The following is a 15,756-nucleotide window of genomic DNA, read 5'->3' on the forward strand; positions in this document are numbered from 1 at the left end:
CTCTGTCAGGCGTAAGCCGCAGCCGGGGTAACCTTCCCAAGACGGAGGGCGTCCAGCGCGATCATTTTTTCTTCATTGGTAGGGATCACCGCACACGCCACGCGGGACGTATCGGCGCTGATGATGCGTTCACCCGCGCTGCCAGGCAGGGCGTTGCGGGTCTCGTCGAGGATGAGGCCAAAGACCTTGAGATGTTCTGCTACCAGCCTGCGGATGAGCGTAGAGTTCTCGCCAATCCCTCCGGTAAACACCACCCCGTCCAGGCGATGCAGCGAGGCCGCGTGGCCGGCGATATGCCGTGCAATGCGGTGCACAAAGGTGTTTATCGCCAGCTGCGCCCGCGGATTTCCCTCGCGCCAGGCTTTTTCCAGCGTCCTGAGATCGGCGGAAATCCCGGAGATCCCCAGCAAGCCAGATTCTTTGTTAACCACACGCTCCAGATCCTCGAACGACTGGCCGGTTTGCTGGGCAATCCACGCCATCGCGCCAAAATCCACGTCGCCACAGCGCGTGCCCATCATCAGCCCTTCCAGCGGCGTCATCCCCATCGAGGTATCGACGCTTTTGCCGTTACGAACCGCGCAAATCGACGCGCCATTACCCAGGTGGGCAATCACTAACCCGCTGTCGTCCGGTGAAAGTCCGAGAAGCGCATGCGCCTGCCCGGCAACGTAGCGGTGGGAAGTGCCGTGAAAACCGTAGCGCCGCACGCCCAGCTCCTCAAAATAGCGGTACGGCAACCCGTAAAGATACGCCTGCGGCGGCAGCGTCTGATGGAAACTGGTGTCAAACACCGCCACCTGCTGAACGTTAGGGAACAGGCGTTCCGCCGCTTCTACACCGCTTAAGTTGGCGTAGTTGTGCAGTGGTGCCAGAGAAGAAACCTGGCGGATCTCGTTGATAACCTGCTCCGTGATAAGGGTCGACTCGCTGAAGCGTTCACCGCCGTGGGCTATGCGGTGGCCAATTAAGGCCACGCTGCTCATCAGGTCACGCTTCTCCAGCTCCAGGGCGATGGCAGCCAGCGCCCCTTCGTAGTCATGGTGAGCCAGTGTGGCTGGCTCACCCCCGTTCACGGAAATAAAGGCTTTTTCAGTGTTGATACCGTCGGCAATGCCCGTCATCAGGGCATCGCAGCTGCTGGCATCGAGCACTGAAAACTTAACAGAGGACGAACCGCAGTTAATAACCAGTACAACCGGAAACTCAATCATGGTGTGACTCCGCTCTTCCTGAGCATTGATTTAGAACAGTTTGTAAACGATATTCAGGATGGTCAGCAGGCCGACAACGATGACGAAGATGTTCTCAGGTCTGCCCTTATACTTCGCCATTGCCGGGGCTTTGCGGATGGCATACATCGGCAACAGACACAGCAGAGAAGCGATGATGGGTGCTCCCATGGCCTCAATAAGGTCCAGAATGTTCGGGTTGGCATACGCGACAACCCAGGTGGAGCCCATGATGAAGACCATGCTGATGGTGTTCAGTTTGCCCACCGAGACCTTCTTCTTATCGCCCTTATACCCAAACTTCAGGATCAGGCCGTTCAGCCCTTCCAGCGTGCCCAGATAGTGGCCGAAGAAAGATTTGAAGATTGCGACCAGCGCGATGATAGAGGCGCCGTATTCCAGCACCGTCGCAAACGTCGATTTGGTGCCTGACATCGACGCAAAATGGTTCGCCAGATAAGAGAGCACCGGAATGTTCTGCGCTTTGGCATCAGCCATGTTCTGCGGAGAGAGCGTAAACAGGCAGCTAAAGGCGAAGAACATCACCACGGCGACCATCAGCAGGCTGGCGCGGCCGATGATTCTGGAACATTTCTGCTCGGTGAAGTCTTTACCGAACTCCGGTTCGTACTCTTCGCGCTTGGAGACCACAAACGAGGAGACAATTGGTGAGAAGTTAAAGGAGAAGACCATGATGGAGATCCCCAGCCACACCGTCACCAGTATGCCGTCATGTCCGGTGAAGGCGATATCGCTCAGGTTAACCTGGTCGATCACCGCCGAGTTCCAGTAAGGGATCAGCGACAGGGAAATCAGCACCAGACTGGCGATAAACGGGAACACCAGATAGCTCATGACCTTCACCATCAGGTCTTTACCGAACCAGATCACAAAGGCCATCAGCAGCAGCAGGAACAGCGCCACCACGCCGCGGTTTAGCGCCGGCATCTGGAGCTGGTTTTCCCAGAAGGTCATAAAGGTGTTGGTAATGGTGACGCCGTAAATCCACAGTAGCGGGCAAATGGCGAAGAAGTAGAGGAACGTGATGACCACTCCGCCTGTTTTACCAAAATGCTCCTCCACCGTTTCGGTGATATTGCCGGAAACGTTGCTACCGGACAGGCACAGACGCGCCAGCGCGCGGTGGCAGTAGAACGCAATCGGGAACGCGAGAAGCAGCATCAGCAGGATAGGGATCAAGCCGCCGAAACCTGCACGAATAGGGAAGAACAGCACGCCTGCGCCAATGGCGGTACCAAACAATCCCAGCGTCCAGGTGGTGTCTGACTTACGCCAGGAGGACGTTTTTGTCTGTCCAACGATAATGCTTTCAGTGTTGCTCATAGGTCATCCTTATGCGTCAACGAAGCCGGTAATTTGGGAAACACGAGAGAGATCGATATTGCCGCCGGAAATAATGCAGACGGTTTTGCGCCCCTGAATATAATGGTCGAGCTTGCCGCTTAATAACGCCGCGCAGGCCAGTGCCCCCGCCCCTTCGGTCACCACTTTGTTTCGCTGAATTAACGCAATCATGCTGTTGCGAATATCGTCCTCGCTGACCAGCACAATGTCGTCGACTAATTCACGAACAATTTCGAAGGTTAATTTACCCGGACGAGAAACGTCGCAGCCGTCTGCTAATGTGCCGGTAACCCGATGGTTAATAATTTCACCCGCCTGATACGACGCCGCCATGCCGTGAACGTTTTCAGACTGTACGCCGATAATATTAATGGTCGGGTTAATCGATTTTATTGCCGTTGCGATGCCAGCAATTAACCCGCCACCGCCGATGGGCACAATGACGTTATCCACATCGTATAAATCTTCGAGAATTTCGAGGCCGATCGTGCCCTGGCCGGCGATCACTTTCGGGTCATCGTAAGGCGGGATAAAAATACGCCCTTCCATCTCAACGATTTCGCTCACTTTGGCGATCGTGTCGTTGAAGTTCTCGCCGTGCAGCACCACTTCCGCCGAGTAGTCACGCGTGGCGGCAACTTTGGATTTTGGCGCGCCCATCGGCATCACCACTTTGCCGTCGATGCCGAGCATGGCACAGGAAAGGGAGACGCCCTGCGCATGGTTTCCCGCAGAGCAGGCCACAACCCCTTTACGTCTTTCAGCATCGGTCAGCGAGCTTAATTTATTAAACGCGCCGCGAATTTTGAAGGAGCCGGTACGCTGCATATTTTCAAACTTCAGAAAGATTTCACCCTTACAGCGTTCGCTGAGATAATTCGAGCGCGGCATGCCGGTTTTATATATCTTTCCTGCCAGTCGTTTTCTGGCGTCCTGAATATCTTCAATGGTTACCGGGAGATCGTAGGTAATATGCATAATATCCTCGTTATAATAATTCATTCTTTTCGGGCAAAGTCAGGGTATCAGAGCACAGCTAAAATAAGCTCTGGGGTGTTTTTCAAAAAATAGGCAGTACTTATTTGGAAATTAATTATTCATCGTCGTCGTTCACTGGTCAGTGACGCATATTGTTTCGCCAGCTCAACTAACACTGACGCTGATTTTTTAATTCTGTAATTTTTGGACCACACGGCGGCATAGCGTGCCACCGGTAATTCATCTTCCACTGGCAGCACAATAAACTGGTCTGAACCGAACGGCGCAATCATGTCGCGGGGGATCACCGTCAGGTAGTCGGCATTGAGGACAAGGTTATAAATGGTGACGACGGAATCGGTCTGGACGATGTTTTCAATACTGATGTGGTTGTCTTGCAGGGTGGTCAGAAGTTCTTTGTAGTAGCCCATGTCGGTTTGCGGCATCACCCACTGCTCATAGGTGAGCGATGCCAGTGTCGTCGGGGCGGTGCACGTTCGTGATTTGCTGACCACCAGCACAAATTCAGACTCGAACAGCGGCTCGACATGCAGATCCTGCAGCAGCATTTCATCACTCAGCGTGCCAATGGCAAAGTCCAGCCGCCCGTCACGAATGGCCGGAAGGAAAGAAGAGAGCTGCGCTTCATACATGGAGACCCGCGCTTTCGGGAACACTTCCTTGAATTTTTTGATCATTTCAGAGAGGAACGTGAAGCCAATCAGCGACGGATAACCAAACGAGACGTCCATGACGGTGCTGAAACTGAGGCTGTTAATCTCGCTCACCATGTTTTTCATCTCACGGGTGATCGACTCTGAGTACGAGAGCAGAACCTGGCCCGCCGCCGTCAGTTTTACACCCGTGTTTTTACGTACCATCACTTCCACACCGAAGTAAGATTCGATGTCACTGATAATTTTGCTGACGGCGGGTTGCGTCAGACCCAGTTGTCTTGCTGCAGAACCTATGGAGCCACTTTTAATGACTTCCTGAAATACCACGAGGTGCTGTGTTTTCGGTAGAATAATAGTGTTCATAATATTCTGCGCTTATTTCCCTATGACGGGGTGGATTCTACTCAATATTGTTTCAGGGGGTATGTGCTGTTACTCACAATTTGCCTTTTCGCACCCTTGCCAGGAACTACACAACCCCATTAAAAACCTTTTAAATCAATAAAATACAACCAACCAAATATGCTATTACGCTGATATTGATCAACAAAAATGGCGGTAATAAATTTATTTTATGGCGATAACCCGGATAAATTTCGCTGCGTTTAAAAAATCAATAAAGACTATCTTTCAGGCAATTAAAGAACAATAAATAACCATTATTCATGTGAAACATTCTTTCAGTTTTTCGAAATTTACTGGCGTAATTTGGCAAAGGTTCGGGAAAGAGTGGAATACGTCACACATTCTTAGGGTGAATGTTTTTAATTTCAAAATATACATATCAAATAAGAAAACATTCGGGATCATCCAGTTAACATTCATAACAAATTAATCATACTCAGAATTCAGGATTTTTTAGCGGTAAATTTTGTGATAACGATCGGGATTAGACAGCAGAGCGGAAATGTATGGTTAAAACAGTGAAATGTGCTTAATGTCGCAAATATGAGAATTGGTGTCGTTTGGGGGGTTGCCGGGTGGCGCTGCGTACATACCTCATTAAGCAAAAACCCCGCCGAAGCGGGGTTTTCTAAGAAGTTGAAGCTGACCGATAAGCCGCGTTCTTTCATAGAAAGCGGAGTGGACAGTCATTCATCTCTTTTAGCGCAGTTAGCAAAAACCCCGCCGAAGCGGGGTTTTCTAAGAAGTTGAAGCTGACCGATAAGCCGGGTTCTGTCGTGGACAGTCATTCATCTAGGCCAGCAATCGCTCACTGGCTCAAGCAGCCTACCCGGGTTCAGTACGGGCCGTACCATGTGAACCCCTATTTGGCCTTGCTCCGGGTGGAGTTTACCGTGCCACGGACTGTTACCAGCCGCGCGGTGCGCTCTTACCGCACCCTTTCACCCTTACCTGATCCCACTTGCGTGGGCCATCGGCGGTTTGCTCTCTGTTGCACTGGTCGTGGGTTTCCCCCCCAGGCGTTACCTGGCACCCTGCCCTATGGAGCCCGGACTTTCCTCCCCTCCGCCCGTCTCCACCCGAAGGTGGACGACGACGAAGCGGCGACTGTCTGGTCAGCTTCGGCGCGCAGTATAGTGGGTTTGCACGCCGCTGTCACCCTTGGTTGTAGGGAAGCCGAAATTAGCGGGAGACTTCCACCTTCGCCAGTTTTTCGTAGTAGCACGCAATGGCACTGTGGTCAGCGGTGCCCAGACCATCGGCACGTAGCGCCTGCATCATCTCCATGACGGCGGCGGTCAGCGGCAGTTGGGCCCCTACGCCGTGAGAAGTGTCCAGCGCGTTAGCCAGATCTTTAATGTGCAGGTCGATACGGAAACCGGGTTTGAAGTTACGATCCATCACCATCGGCGCTTTAGCGTCCAGCACCGTGCTACCCGCCAGCCCACCGCGGATCGCCTGGTAAACCAGATCCGGGTTGACGCCCGCTTTGGTGGCCAGAGTGAGCGCCTCCGACATGGCGGCAATATTCAGCGCCACAATCACCTGGTTTGCCAGCTTGGTTACGTTACCCGCGCCAATCTCCCCGGTGTGCACCACGGAACCGGCCATCGCTTTCATCAGATCGTAGTATTTGTCGAAAATCGCCTTATCGCCGCCGACCATGACCGACAACGTACCGTCGATGGCTTTCGGTTCACCGCCGCTCACCGGGGCATCGAGCATCTCGACGCCTTTCGCTTTCAGCGCCTCGCTGATTTCCCGGCTGGCCAGCGGTGCGATAGAGCTCATGTCGATCAACACCAGGCCCGGCTTCGCGCCGTCGATAATGCCGTTCTCACCCAGCGCGACCTCTTTTACATGTGGAGAGTTTGGCAGCATGGTGATAATGACATCGCACTGCTCAGCAATGGCTTTGGCTGTGCTGGCCGTTTCTGCGCCAGCCGCCATCACTTCGGCTACAGCCTGCGAATTATGGTCTGAAACCACCAGTGAGTATCCTGCTTTAATGAGGTTTTTACTCATTGGTTTGCCCATAATGCCCAGGCCAATAAAACCCACTTTCAGCGTCATAATCTGTTTTCCTCAAAGATGGTTATTTTTTAAAAGCGTCCGCTAATTTCTGCGTCGCAGAACGGAATACGCCGAGGTCGCTGCCGACGGCAACGAAGGTCGCGCCCCACTCCAGATAGCGGCGTGCGTCTGCTTCAACCGGCGCCAGAATGCCACACGGTTTGCCGTGCGCTTTGGCGCGGGCAAAGATGTGCTGAATGGCGCGCTGCACATCCGGGTGACCCGCATTGCCCAGGTGCCCAAACGCGGCCGCCAGATCGCTTGGGCCGACGAAAATGCCGTCCACGCCCTCGGTGGCGGCGATGGCATCCACGTTATCGACACCCTGCTGACTCTCAATCTGTACCAGAATGGTGATGTTGCTGTTGGACTGCGCAAAGTAGTCCGGTACGGTGCCAAACATGTTGGCGCGATGCGAAACGGAGACGCCGCGGATCCCTTCCGGCGGATAGCGTGTTGACGCCACGGCCTGTGCCGCCTCCTCCTGCGTTTCGACAAAAGGGATCAGGAAGTTGTAGAAGCCGATATCCAGCAGGCGCTTGATGATCACCGGCTCGTTCGTGGGGACGCGGACCACCGGCGCGCTCTGGCTGCCTTTGAGCGCCATCAGCTGCGGAATAAAGGTGCTGATATCGTTCGGCGCATGCTCGCCATCAAGCACTAGCCAGTCGAACCCCGCCAGACCCAGCACTTCGGTGCTGATTGGGTTTGCCAGTGCGGACCAGCATCCAATTTGAATCTGGTGCGCCGCAAGCGCCGCTTTAAATTTATTTGGGAAGATAGCGTTATTCATCGTATTTACCTTTTTAATTCCGCAGCCCTGGTCAGTATATTTATTACCAGCGTTATATACATTCTCTATTTCGGCGTGATAAAATCGTCATTCAGTATAATCTTCACTTTCCGGCAGCACATTGTTTTAATGCTCAAGTGTTACGCTCTGTTTCAATAATATTTTGAGCATATGCACAACCCACTGGGCGCTGATGCACAGAATCAGCCATTACTGGTTCGGGAGCGATCGCGATCACATTCTCACGCTCTGTCTCCTGACATGCTCTATTTTCGCAAGCTGCGTTTTTATTTTTGCCATAAGAAAATTGGCTGTATTTATTATCAGATTCTTTGCTGGAGAATATTGAACAATGGCCGACATTGAAATTCGACAAGCGTTGCCGACGGCGTTCTATATAAAAGTTCACGACACGGATAATGTGGCAATTATTGTGAACGACAATGGCTTAAAAGCCGGAACCCGCTTCCCGGATGGCCTGGAGCTGATTGAACATATTCCGCAGGGGCATAAAGTGGCGCTGGTGGATATCCCGGCCCAGGGTGAAATCGTGCGTTATGGTGAAGTCATTGGCTATGCCGTCCGTGCCATTCCGCAAGGCAGCTGGATTGATGAGTCTCTGGTTGAGCTGCCAGAAGCCCCACCGTTGAACACCCTGCCGCTGGCAACCCGCGTCCCGGAGCCGCTGCCACCGCTGGAAGGGTACACCTTTGAAGGCTATCGCAACGCAGACGGCAGCGTTGGAACCAAGAATCTGCTCGGTATTACCACCAGCGTTCACTGTGTGGCAGGCGTGGTGGATTATGTGGTGAAACTCATCGAGCGCGATCTGCTGCCAAAGTACCCGAACGTTGATGGCGTGGTGGGGCTGAATCACCTTTACGGCTGCGGCGTGGCGATCAATGCCCCTGCGGCCGTGGTGCCAATCCGAACTATCCACAATATCGCCCTGAACCCGAACTTTGGTGGCGAAGTGATGGTGATAGGCCTGGGTTGTGAAAAGCTACAGCCTGAGCGCCTGCTGCAGGGCACCGAGGATGTAAAAGCCATTCCGGCCGATGAGGCCAGCATTGTACGTCTGCAGGACGAACACCACGTTGGTTTCCGTTCGATGGTTGACGATATCCTTGAGGTTGCAGAGCGTCATCTGGCTAAACTCAATACGCGTCAACGTGAGACCTGCCCGGCTTCCGAGCTGGTGATTGGTACACAATGTGGCGGCAGCGATGCGTTTTCCGGCGTGACCGCCAACCCGGCGGTGGGTTATGCCTCCGACCTGTTTGTTCGCTGCGGGGCCACGGTGATGTTCTCTGAAGTGACAGAAGTGCGAGATGCCATCCATCTACTCACGCCACGCGCCATCAACGAAGAGGTGGGCAAACGCCTGCTCGAAGAGATGGCCTGGTACGATAACTACCTCAATATGGGAAAAACCGACCGCAGCGCCAACCCGTCCCCGGGGAACAAAAAAGGGGGGCTGGCGAACGTGGTGGAAAAAGCGCTCGGCTCTATCGCCAAATCCGGTCAAAGTGCCATTGTAGAAGTCCTCTCGCCGGGCCAGCGCCCAACGAAACGCGGTTTGATCTACGCGGCCACCCCGGCCAGTGACTTTGTTTGCGGCACCCAGCAGGTGGCTTCCGGTATTACGGTGCAGGTCTTTACCACCGGACGCGGTACGCCGTACGGCCTGATGGCGGTGCCTGTGATTAAAATGGCGACCCGCACTGAGCTGGCTAACCGCTGGTATGACCTAATGGACATTAACGCAGGCACCATCGCCACCGGGGAAGAGAGCATAGAAGAGGTAGGCTGGAAGCTGTTCCACTTTATTCTGGATGTGGCGAGCGGCAGGAAGAAAACCTTCTCGGACCAGTGGGGGCTGCACAATCAGCTGGCGGTGTTTAACCCGGCACCGGTGACGTGATAGCCCCTCACCCTGCCCTCTCCACAGTGGAGAGGGTAAAAACCGCACCGAGCAGTCCCCTCTCCCCTTTGGGGGGTTAGGGTGAGGGGAGAAACTACCCTTTCACCAACACCACATCGATCCCGCTTTTACGCAACCCATCCAGGCTCTCCGCCGGAATGCCTTCGTCGACAATAATCATATCAATCCGTTGTGTATCAATGATTTTATGCAGGCTCGAGCGGTTAAATTTGCTGGAGTCGGTCACGACAATAATACGCTCTGCCACTTCGCACATCCGGCGGTTGAGGCGCGCCTCGTCTTCGTTGTGAGTGCTCACACCGCGATCAAGATCGATGGCGTCAACGCCCAGGAACAAAAGATCGAAGTGATAATTCTGCAATGACTGCTCCGCCTGGTCGCCATAGAAGGATTGCGACTGACGGCGCAGATGCCCGCCTGTCATCAGCAGTTCCACTCCTTCCGCTTCCAGCAAAGCGTTCGCGACGTTCATGCCATTGGTCATGGCAATCACATCCGTGTGCTGGCGCAGCATTCGGGCAATTTCAAACGTTGTGGTACCCGAATCCAGAATGATGCGATGCCCTGGCTTTACCAGTTCTGCGGCAACCTTCGCGATGCTGCGCTTCACGGCAGTATTCAGCGAGCTTTTATCTTCAACGGAGGGTTCAACGCCCGGCACATTGCCTTCGCAAATCAACGCGCCGCCATAGGCGCGAACGGCGATACCTTGCTTCTCCAGAAAAGCCAGATCGTTGCGGATCGTGACCGTCGACACGCCGTATAAATGGGAAAGATCGTTAACCTGTACGCTTCCCTGCGCCCGCAACCGCTGAATGATCTGCTCTCGCCTTTCACTGGTGCCGGTGATGCGCTTTTCCGCGGAGGAATCAGTGCTGCTCATACGCGATCCTTTATAAATAAACTTTCGTTTCATTTCGTTTTGCCTATTAAGGCCTTTCTTTTAGGGGAATGCAAGCCCCATCTACCGTTCTTACCCTCCCCTTCCCGACGCTGAAACCTTTCATTGCGTTTCTTTTGTGAAACAGATCGGAAAACTATTATCTTTCGTTTTATTTTTATACCACCATAATGCAGTATCAAATGAAACAAAACGAAAGAAGAATGCCATCACCATCCGAAATGGAGAGGAAAGTGAAACATCTGACTGATATGGTGGAACAACATAAACGGGGGAATACAAACGGGATTTATGCCGTCTGTTCCGCACATCCATTAGTACTTGAAGCTGCAATTCGTTACGCCCATTCGCAACAAACGCCGCTGCTGATTGAAGCAACCTCAAACCAGGTCGATCAGTTTGGCGGTTACACCGGCATGACGCCCGCCGACTTTTACGGGTTCGTCCGCAAACTGGCGGACTCTCTTGGCTTCCCCGCGTCACAGCTGATCCTCGGCGGCGACCACTTAGGGCCAAACCGCTGGCAACACCTGCCCGCGCAGCAAGCGATGGCCAATGCTGACGATCTTATCAAAAGCTATGTCGCAGCGGGGTTCAAAAAGATCCACCTCGACTGCAGTATGTCCTGCGAGGATGATCCGGTTCCTTTGACCGACGCGATCGTCGCCGAACGCGCGGCACGTCTGGCGAAAGTCGCCGAACAGACCTGCCGTGAACAGTCTGGTGAATCCGATCTGGTCTATGTTATTGGCACTGAAGTCCCTGTGCCGGGTGGCGCACACGAAACGCTTACCGAGCTTGAAGTCACCACGCCGGACGCGGCTCGCGCGACGCTTGAGGCGCATCGTCATGCGTTCGAAAAGGAAGGGTTAGGTGACATCTGGCCACGCATTATTGGCCTGGTGGTTCAGCCTGGCGTGGAGTTCGACCATGCGCACGTCTGTGACTACCAGCCGCAAAAAGCCCATGCCCTGAGCACCATGGTTGAAGCCTACGATACGCTGGTTTTTGAAGCGCACTCTACCGACTACCAGACGCCACAGGCGCTTCGCCAGCTGGTAAAGGATCACTTCGCCATTTTAAAAGTCGGCCCGGCCCTTACCTTCGCTCTGCGTGAGGCACTCTTTGCGCTGGCTGCCATAGAAGAAGAGCTGCTGCCAGCGAAAGCCAGCTCGGGCCTGCGTCACGTGCTGGAAAACGTGATGCTCGATCGGCCGGAATACTGGCAAAGCCACTACCATGGCGACAGCAACGCACGCCGCCTGGCGCGTGGCTACAGCTACTCTGACCGCGTACGCTACTACTGGCCGGACAGCCAGATTGACGATGCCTTTGAACGTTTGGTGCGTAACCTGGCGGACGAACCGCTACCGTTGCCGCTGATTAGCCAGTATTTGCCGTTGCAGTACAGCAAAGTTCGCGAGGGGGCTCTCAAGTCAACGCCGCGAGAACTCATCATCAACCACATTCAGGACATACTTCAGCAGTACCACGCCGCCTGCGAAGGCGTAACGACTCAGCATGCATAATTAAAAAGAGGAAAAAGCTATGCCAAACATTGTCTTATGCCGAATTGATGAACGTCTGATCCACGGTCAGGTGGGCGTGCAATGGGTGGGGTTCGCGGGGGCGAACCTGGTACTGGTCGCGAATGACGAGGTGGCAGAGGATCCGGTTCAACAGAACCTGATGGAAATGGTGCTCGCGGAGGGGATCGCCGTGCGTTTCTGGTCATTGCAAAAAGTGATCGACAACATTCATCGCGCCGCTGATCGCCAGAAAATTCTGCTGGTCTGTAAATCTCCCGCTGATTTTCTGAAGCTGGTTGAGGGGGGCGTGCCCATCACCCGTATCAACGTAGGAAACATGCACTACGCCAGTGGCAAACAACAAATTGCCAAAACGGTATCTGTAGACGCGGACGACATAGCCGCCTTCAACGGCCTGAAAGCGGCCGGGGTGGAATGCTTCGTTCAGGGCGTTCCAACAGAGACTGCTTTGGATCTCTTTAAACTGCTTTGAGGGATTCACAATGGAAATCAGTCTGTTGCAGGCTTTCGCGCTGGGGCTTCTCGCCTTTATCGCGGGTCTGGATATGTTTAATGGCTTAACACACATGCACCGTCCGGTCGTACTCGGGCCGCTGGTTGGCCTGATCCTTGGCGATCTGCACACCGGGATTTTAACCGGCGGGACGTTAGAGCTGGTCTGGATGGGTCTGGCACCGCTCGCGGGCGCACAGCCGCCAAACGTCATTATCGGCACCATCGTCGGGACCACGTTTGCCATCACCACAGGCGTGAAACCGGATGTCGCCGTCGGGGTCGCCGTGCCGTTTGCCGTCGCGGTACAGATGGGAATTACTTTCCTCTTCTCGGTAATGTCCGGCGTGATGTCCCGCTGCGATCGCATGGCGGCTAATGCAGATACCAACGGCATTGAACGGGTTAACTATCTGGCTCTGCTGGCACTTGGCCTCTTCTATTTCTTGTGCGCATTTCTGCCCATTTACTTTGGTGCGGAGCACGCGAAAACCGCCATTGATGTGCTGCCGGAGCGCCTGATTGATGGCCTTGGCGTCGCGGGCGGCATCATGCCTGCCATTGGCTTTGCCGTGCTGCTCAAAATCATGATGAAAAACGTCTACATCCCCTACTTCATTATCGGTTTTGTCGCTGCGGCCTGGCTCAAGCTTCCGGTTCTGGCGATTGCCGCTGCCGCGCTGGCCATGGCTTTGATAGACCTGATGCGTAAATCACCTGAACCGGTGGCGCCTGCAGCCCAGAAAGAGGAATTCGAAGATGGCATCTAATCACACAACATTACCGGGCGTGTCTGAAAGCGAAGAGACGCTGCTGACCGGCGTCAATGAAAACGTCTACGAAGACCAGAGCATCGGTGCCGAACTGACCAAAAAGGACATCAACCGCGTCGCCTGGCGTTCTATGCTGCTGCAGGCCTCATTCAACTATGAACGTATGCAGGCCTCCGGCTGGCTTTATGGGTTACTGCCTGCGTTGAAAAAGATCCATACCAACAAGCGCGATCTGGCACGCGCCATGAAAGGTCACATGGGGTTCTTTAATACCCACCCGTTCCTGGTGACCTTTGTTATTGGCATTATTCTGGCGATGGAACGCTCCAAACAGGATGTAAACAGTATTCAGAGCACCAAAATTGCCGTCGGTGCCCCGCTTGGCGGCATTGGTGACGCCATGTTCTGGCTGACCCTGCTGCCTATCTGCGGCGGTATTGGCGCCAGCCTGGCGCTGCAAGGTTCGATTCTGGGTGCGGTGGTGTTTATCGTGCTGTTTAACGTGGTGCATCTCGGCCTGCGTTTTGGCCTGGCGCATTACGCTTACCGGATGGGCGTCGCAGCCATTCCGTTGATCAAAGCCAATACTAAAAAGGTCGGCCATGCGGCTTCCATCGTCGGGATGACGGTAATCGGTGCACTGGTGGCAACCTATGTTCGTCTCAATACCACACTCGAAATCAAAGCCGGGGATGCGGTCGTTAAACTGCAGGCTGACGTTATCGATAAGCTAATGCCTGCGTTTCTGCCGCTGGTCTACACCCTGACCATGTTCTGGTTAGTGCGTCGTGGCTGGAGCCCGCTGCGGCTGATTGGTATCACCGTGGTGCTGGGTGTTGTCGGTAAATTCTGTCACTTCCTGTAAAAACAAAGAGGTTGCGATGTTAGGCATTATTTTGACGGGTCACGGTGGATTTGCCAGCGGGCTTGAGCAGGCTATGAAGCAAATCCTCGGCGAGCAGCCGCAGTTTATCGCCATCGATTTTCCGGAAACCTCCACCACCGCGCGGCTGACCGCGCAGCTTGAGCAGGCGGTGAGCGAGCTCGATGCCCGGCACGATATTGTGTTCCTTACCGATCTGCTGGGCGGGACGCCGTTTCGCGTTGCTTCTACGCTCGCTATGAAAAGACCGGGCAGCGAAGTGATCACCGGCACCAACCTGCAATTGCTGCTGGAGATGGTGCTCGAACGTGAGGGTCTGAGCAGCGAAGCGTTTCGTCTGCAGGCGCTGGAGTGTGGTCACCGCGGTCTGACGAGCCTGGTAGATGAGCTTGGCCGCTGTCGCGAGGAAGCGCCCGCTGAGGAAGGGATATGAGTCAGCTACTGCGCGCGCGGCGGGTACTGACCGAACAGGGCTGGCTGGATGACCACCAGCTTCGTATCGAGAACGGCGTTATCACGGCGATTGAACCTGTCCCGGCGGGGGTTAACGCCCGCGATGCCGGGCAGCTTTGTCCGGCGTACATCGATATTCACGTTCATGGTGGCATGGGTGTGGATGTGATGGATGACGCCCCCGATGCGCTGAACGTTTTGGCTCTTCATAAAGCACGTGAAGCCGTCGGGGCATTTTTGCCCACAACGGTCACCGCGCCGCTGGAGGCGATTCACGGCGCACTCACGCGGATCGCCCGACGCTGTCAGTCAGGCGGCCCTGGCGCGCAGATTCTGGGCAGCTATCTGGAGGGCCCGTACTTTACGCCGCAGAACAAAGGGGCGCATCCGCCTGCACTGTTTCGTGAACTGGATATCGCCGAGCTGGACGCGTTGATTGCGGTATCGCACAACACGCTGAAGGTGGTGGCACTGGCACCGGAAAAGCCCGGCGCGCTACAGGCCATTCGCCACCTGAAGCAGCGGGGTATCCGTGTGATGCTGGGCCACAGTGGCGCCACGTACGAGCAAACCCTCGCCGCCTTTGACGCCGGTGCAGACGGGCTGGTGCACTGCTTTAACGGTATGACGGGGCTGCATCACAGAGCGCCGGGTATGGTCGGTGCCGGGCTGACGGACAAACGGGCGTGGCTGGAGCTTATTGCCGACGGTCATCATGTTCATCCGGGCGCCATGCGTATATGCAGCTGCTGTGCGAAGGACCGCGTGGTGCTGATTACCGATGCCATGCAGGCGGCAGGTATGCCGGACGGGCGGTATATGCTCTGTGGCGAAGAGGTCACAATGCACCACGGCGTGGTGAAAACCGCCTCTGGCGGGCTGGCGGGAAGCACGCTGTCGCTGGATGCCGCCGTCAGGCATATGGTGGAACATGCGGGTGTGACAGCAGAAGAGGCTATTCATATGGCTTCGCTGCATCCTGCCCGCCTGCTGGGCATTGATCATCAGCTTGGCTCCTTAGCGCCAGGGAAACGCGCCAATATTATTGCGCTGGATGACGGTTTACACCTTCAGCAGATCTGGATTCAGGGCCAGGCTCTCCCCCTTTAGCCCTTTTATTGTGTCTCCTTTTGGCTTTACGGCGCCAAACCGTAAGGCCTTTCTTTTCCTTTCCTTAATATTATCCTTTCCTTTCGCGATTACACTTTTCGTTTTATTTCTTTTTTTTCATTGAAC

Annotated in this window: 14 protein-coding genes and 1 other RNA gene; 7 read left to right on the forward strand and 8 right to left on the reverse strand. The window is 54.5% G+C overall.

Going from position 1 to position 15,756, the window contains the following annotated elements; all coding sequences use genetic code 11:
* Nucleotides 1-5: 5 nt before the first annotated feature.
* The 7 genes from tdcD to garL all read right to left on the reverse strand — a co-directional run bounded on the left by tdcD (nucleotide 6) and on the right by garL (nucleotide 7,523).
* Entirely contained in the window at nucleotides 6-1,214 is a 1,209-nt protein-coding gene (tdcD, locus tag ACMWKA_RS06530; protein WP_062935276.1) for a propionate kinase, read from the reverse strand.
* 30 nt (nucleotides 1,215-1,244) lie between these two features.
* Nucleotides 1,245-2,576, reverse strand: a complete 1,332-nt coding sequence (gene tdcC, locus ACMWKA_RS06535; protein WP_414760085.1) for a threonine/serine transporter TdcC — start codon at nucleotides 2,574-2,576, stop codon at nucleotides 1,245-1,247.
* A 9-nt stretch (nucleotides 2,577-2,585) separates the two neighbouring features.
* Nucleotides 2,586-3,575, reverse strand: a complete 990-nt coding sequence (gene tdcB / locus ACMWKA_RS06540; RefSeq protein ID WP_038983796.1) for a bifunctional threonine ammonia-lyase/L-serine ammonia-lyase TdcB — start codon at nucleotides 3,573-3,575, stop codon at nucleotides 2,586-2,588.
* 119 nt (nucleotides 3,576-3,694) lie between these two features.
* Nucleotides 3,695-4,615, reverse strand: a complete 921-nt coding sequence (gene tdcA, locus ACMWKA_RS06545; protein WP_038420683.1) for a transcriptional regulator TdcA — start codon at nucleotides 4,613-4,615, stop codon at nucleotides 3,695-3,697.
* 786 nt (nucleotides 4,616-5,401) lie between these two features.
* Nucleotides 5,402-5,780, reverse strand: an RNA gene (gene rnpB, locus ACMWKA_RS06550) — RNase P RNA component class A.
* Between the two features lie 59 nt (nucleotides 5,781-5,839).
* Nucleotides 5,840-6,730, reverse strand: coding sequence for a 2-hydroxy-3-oxopropionate reductase (gene garR, locus ACMWKA_RS06555; protein ID WP_063427179.1), 891 nt, complete (start codon nucleotides 6,728-6,730; stop codon nucleotides 5,840-5,842).
* A 22-nt stretch (nucleotides 6,731-6,752) separates the two neighbouring features.
* On the reverse strand, nucleotides 6,753-7,523 hold the full coding sequence (gene garL / locus ACMWKA_RS06560) for a 2-dehydro-3-deoxyglucarate aldolase (RefSeq protein ID WP_013098883.1): 771 nt from the start codon (nucleotides 7,521-7,523) through the stop codon (nucleotides 6,753-6,755).
* A gap of 352 nt (nucleotides 7,524-7,875) precedes the next feature.
* Between garL and garD the strand changes: the two genes are divergently transcribed.
* Nucleotides 7,876-9,447, forward strand: a complete 1,572-nt coding sequence (gene garD, locus ACMWKA_RS06565) for a galactarate dehydratase (protein ID WP_048972747.1) — start codon at nucleotides 7,876-7,878, stop codon at nucleotides 9,445-9,447.
* A gap of 94 nt (nucleotides 9,448-9,541) precedes the next feature.
* Here garD and ACMWKA_RS06570 read toward each other — a convergent pair whose 3' ends face one another.
* Nucleotides 9,542-10,351, reverse strand: coding sequence for a DeoR family transcriptional regulator (locus ACMWKA_RS06570; RefSeq protein ID WP_013098886.1), 810 nt, complete (start codon nucleotides 10,349-10,351; stop codon nucleotides 9,542-9,544).
* A 239-nt stretch (nucleotides 10,352-10,590) separates the two neighbouring features.
* On the opposite strand from ACMWKA_RS06570, the gene kbaZ reads away from it, so the two are divergent.
* Genes kbaZ through nagA form a run of 6 tightly spaced genes read left to right on the forward strand, consistent with a single transcriptional unit; the run spans nucleotide 10,591 to nucleotide 15,630 of the window.
* Nucleotides 10,591-11,898: a tagatose-bisphosphate aldolase subunit KbaZ gene (gene kbaZ / locus ACMWKA_RS06575; RefSeq protein ID WP_149896664.1), complete on the forward strand. Its 1,308-nt coding sequence runs from the start codon at nucleotides 10,591-10,593 to the stop codon at nucleotides 11,896-11,898.
* A gap of 19 nt (nucleotides 11,899-11,917) precedes the next feature.
* Complete coding sequence (gene agaV, locus ACMWKA_RS06580; protein ID WP_013098888.1) at nucleotides 11,918-12,391, forward strand: PTS N-acetylgalactosamine transporter subunit IIB; 474 nt, start codon at nucleotides 11,918-11,920, stop codon at nucleotides 12,389-12,391.
* Nucleotides 12,392-12,401: 10 nt separating this feature from the next.
* The gene (agaW, locus tag ACMWKA_RS06585; protein ID WP_013098889.1) at nucleotides 12,402-13,181 is read left to right on the forward strand and encodes a PTS N-acetylgalactosamine transporter subunit IIC; all 780 of its coding nucleotides are present in this window, start codon (nucleotides 12,402-12,404) and stop codon (nucleotides 13,179-13,181) included.
* Nucleotides 13,171-14,049 (forward strand): PTS N-acetylgalactosamine transporter subunit IID, encoded by an 879-nt coding sequence (gene agaE / locus ACMWKA_RS06590; protein WP_013098890.1) that lies wholly within the window; start codon nucleotides 13,171-13,173, stop codon nucleotides 14,047-14,049. The genes agaW and agaE overlap by 11 nt, the downstream gene beginning before the upstream one ends.
* Nucleotides 14,050-14,065: 16 nt before the next feature.
* On the forward strand, nucleotides 14,066-14,500 hold the full coding sequence (agaF, locus tag ACMWKA_RS06595) for a PTS galactosamine/N-acetylgalactosamine transporter subunit IIA (RefSeq protein ID WP_095908328.1): 435 nt from the start codon (nucleotides 14,066-14,068) through the stop codon (nucleotides 14,498-14,500).
* A complete protein-coding gene (nagA, locus tag ACMWKA_RS06600) occupies nucleotides 14,497-15,630 on the forward strand; it encodes an N-acetylglucosamine-6-phosphate deacetylase (RefSeq protein ID WP_414760086.1) in 1,134 nt (377 codons plus the stop codon). The genes agaF and nagA overlap by 4 nt, the downstream gene beginning before the upstream one ends.
* Nucleotides 15,631-15,756 lie beyond the last annotated feature (126 nt).

Origin of the sequence: Enterobacter sp. 03-F-07-AD-ECC (assembly GCF_047530935.1) — a bacterium.
Taxonomy (GTDB): Bacteria; Pseudomonadota; Gammaproteobacteria; order Enterobacterales; family Enterobacteriaceae; genus Enterobacter; species Enterobacter cloacae.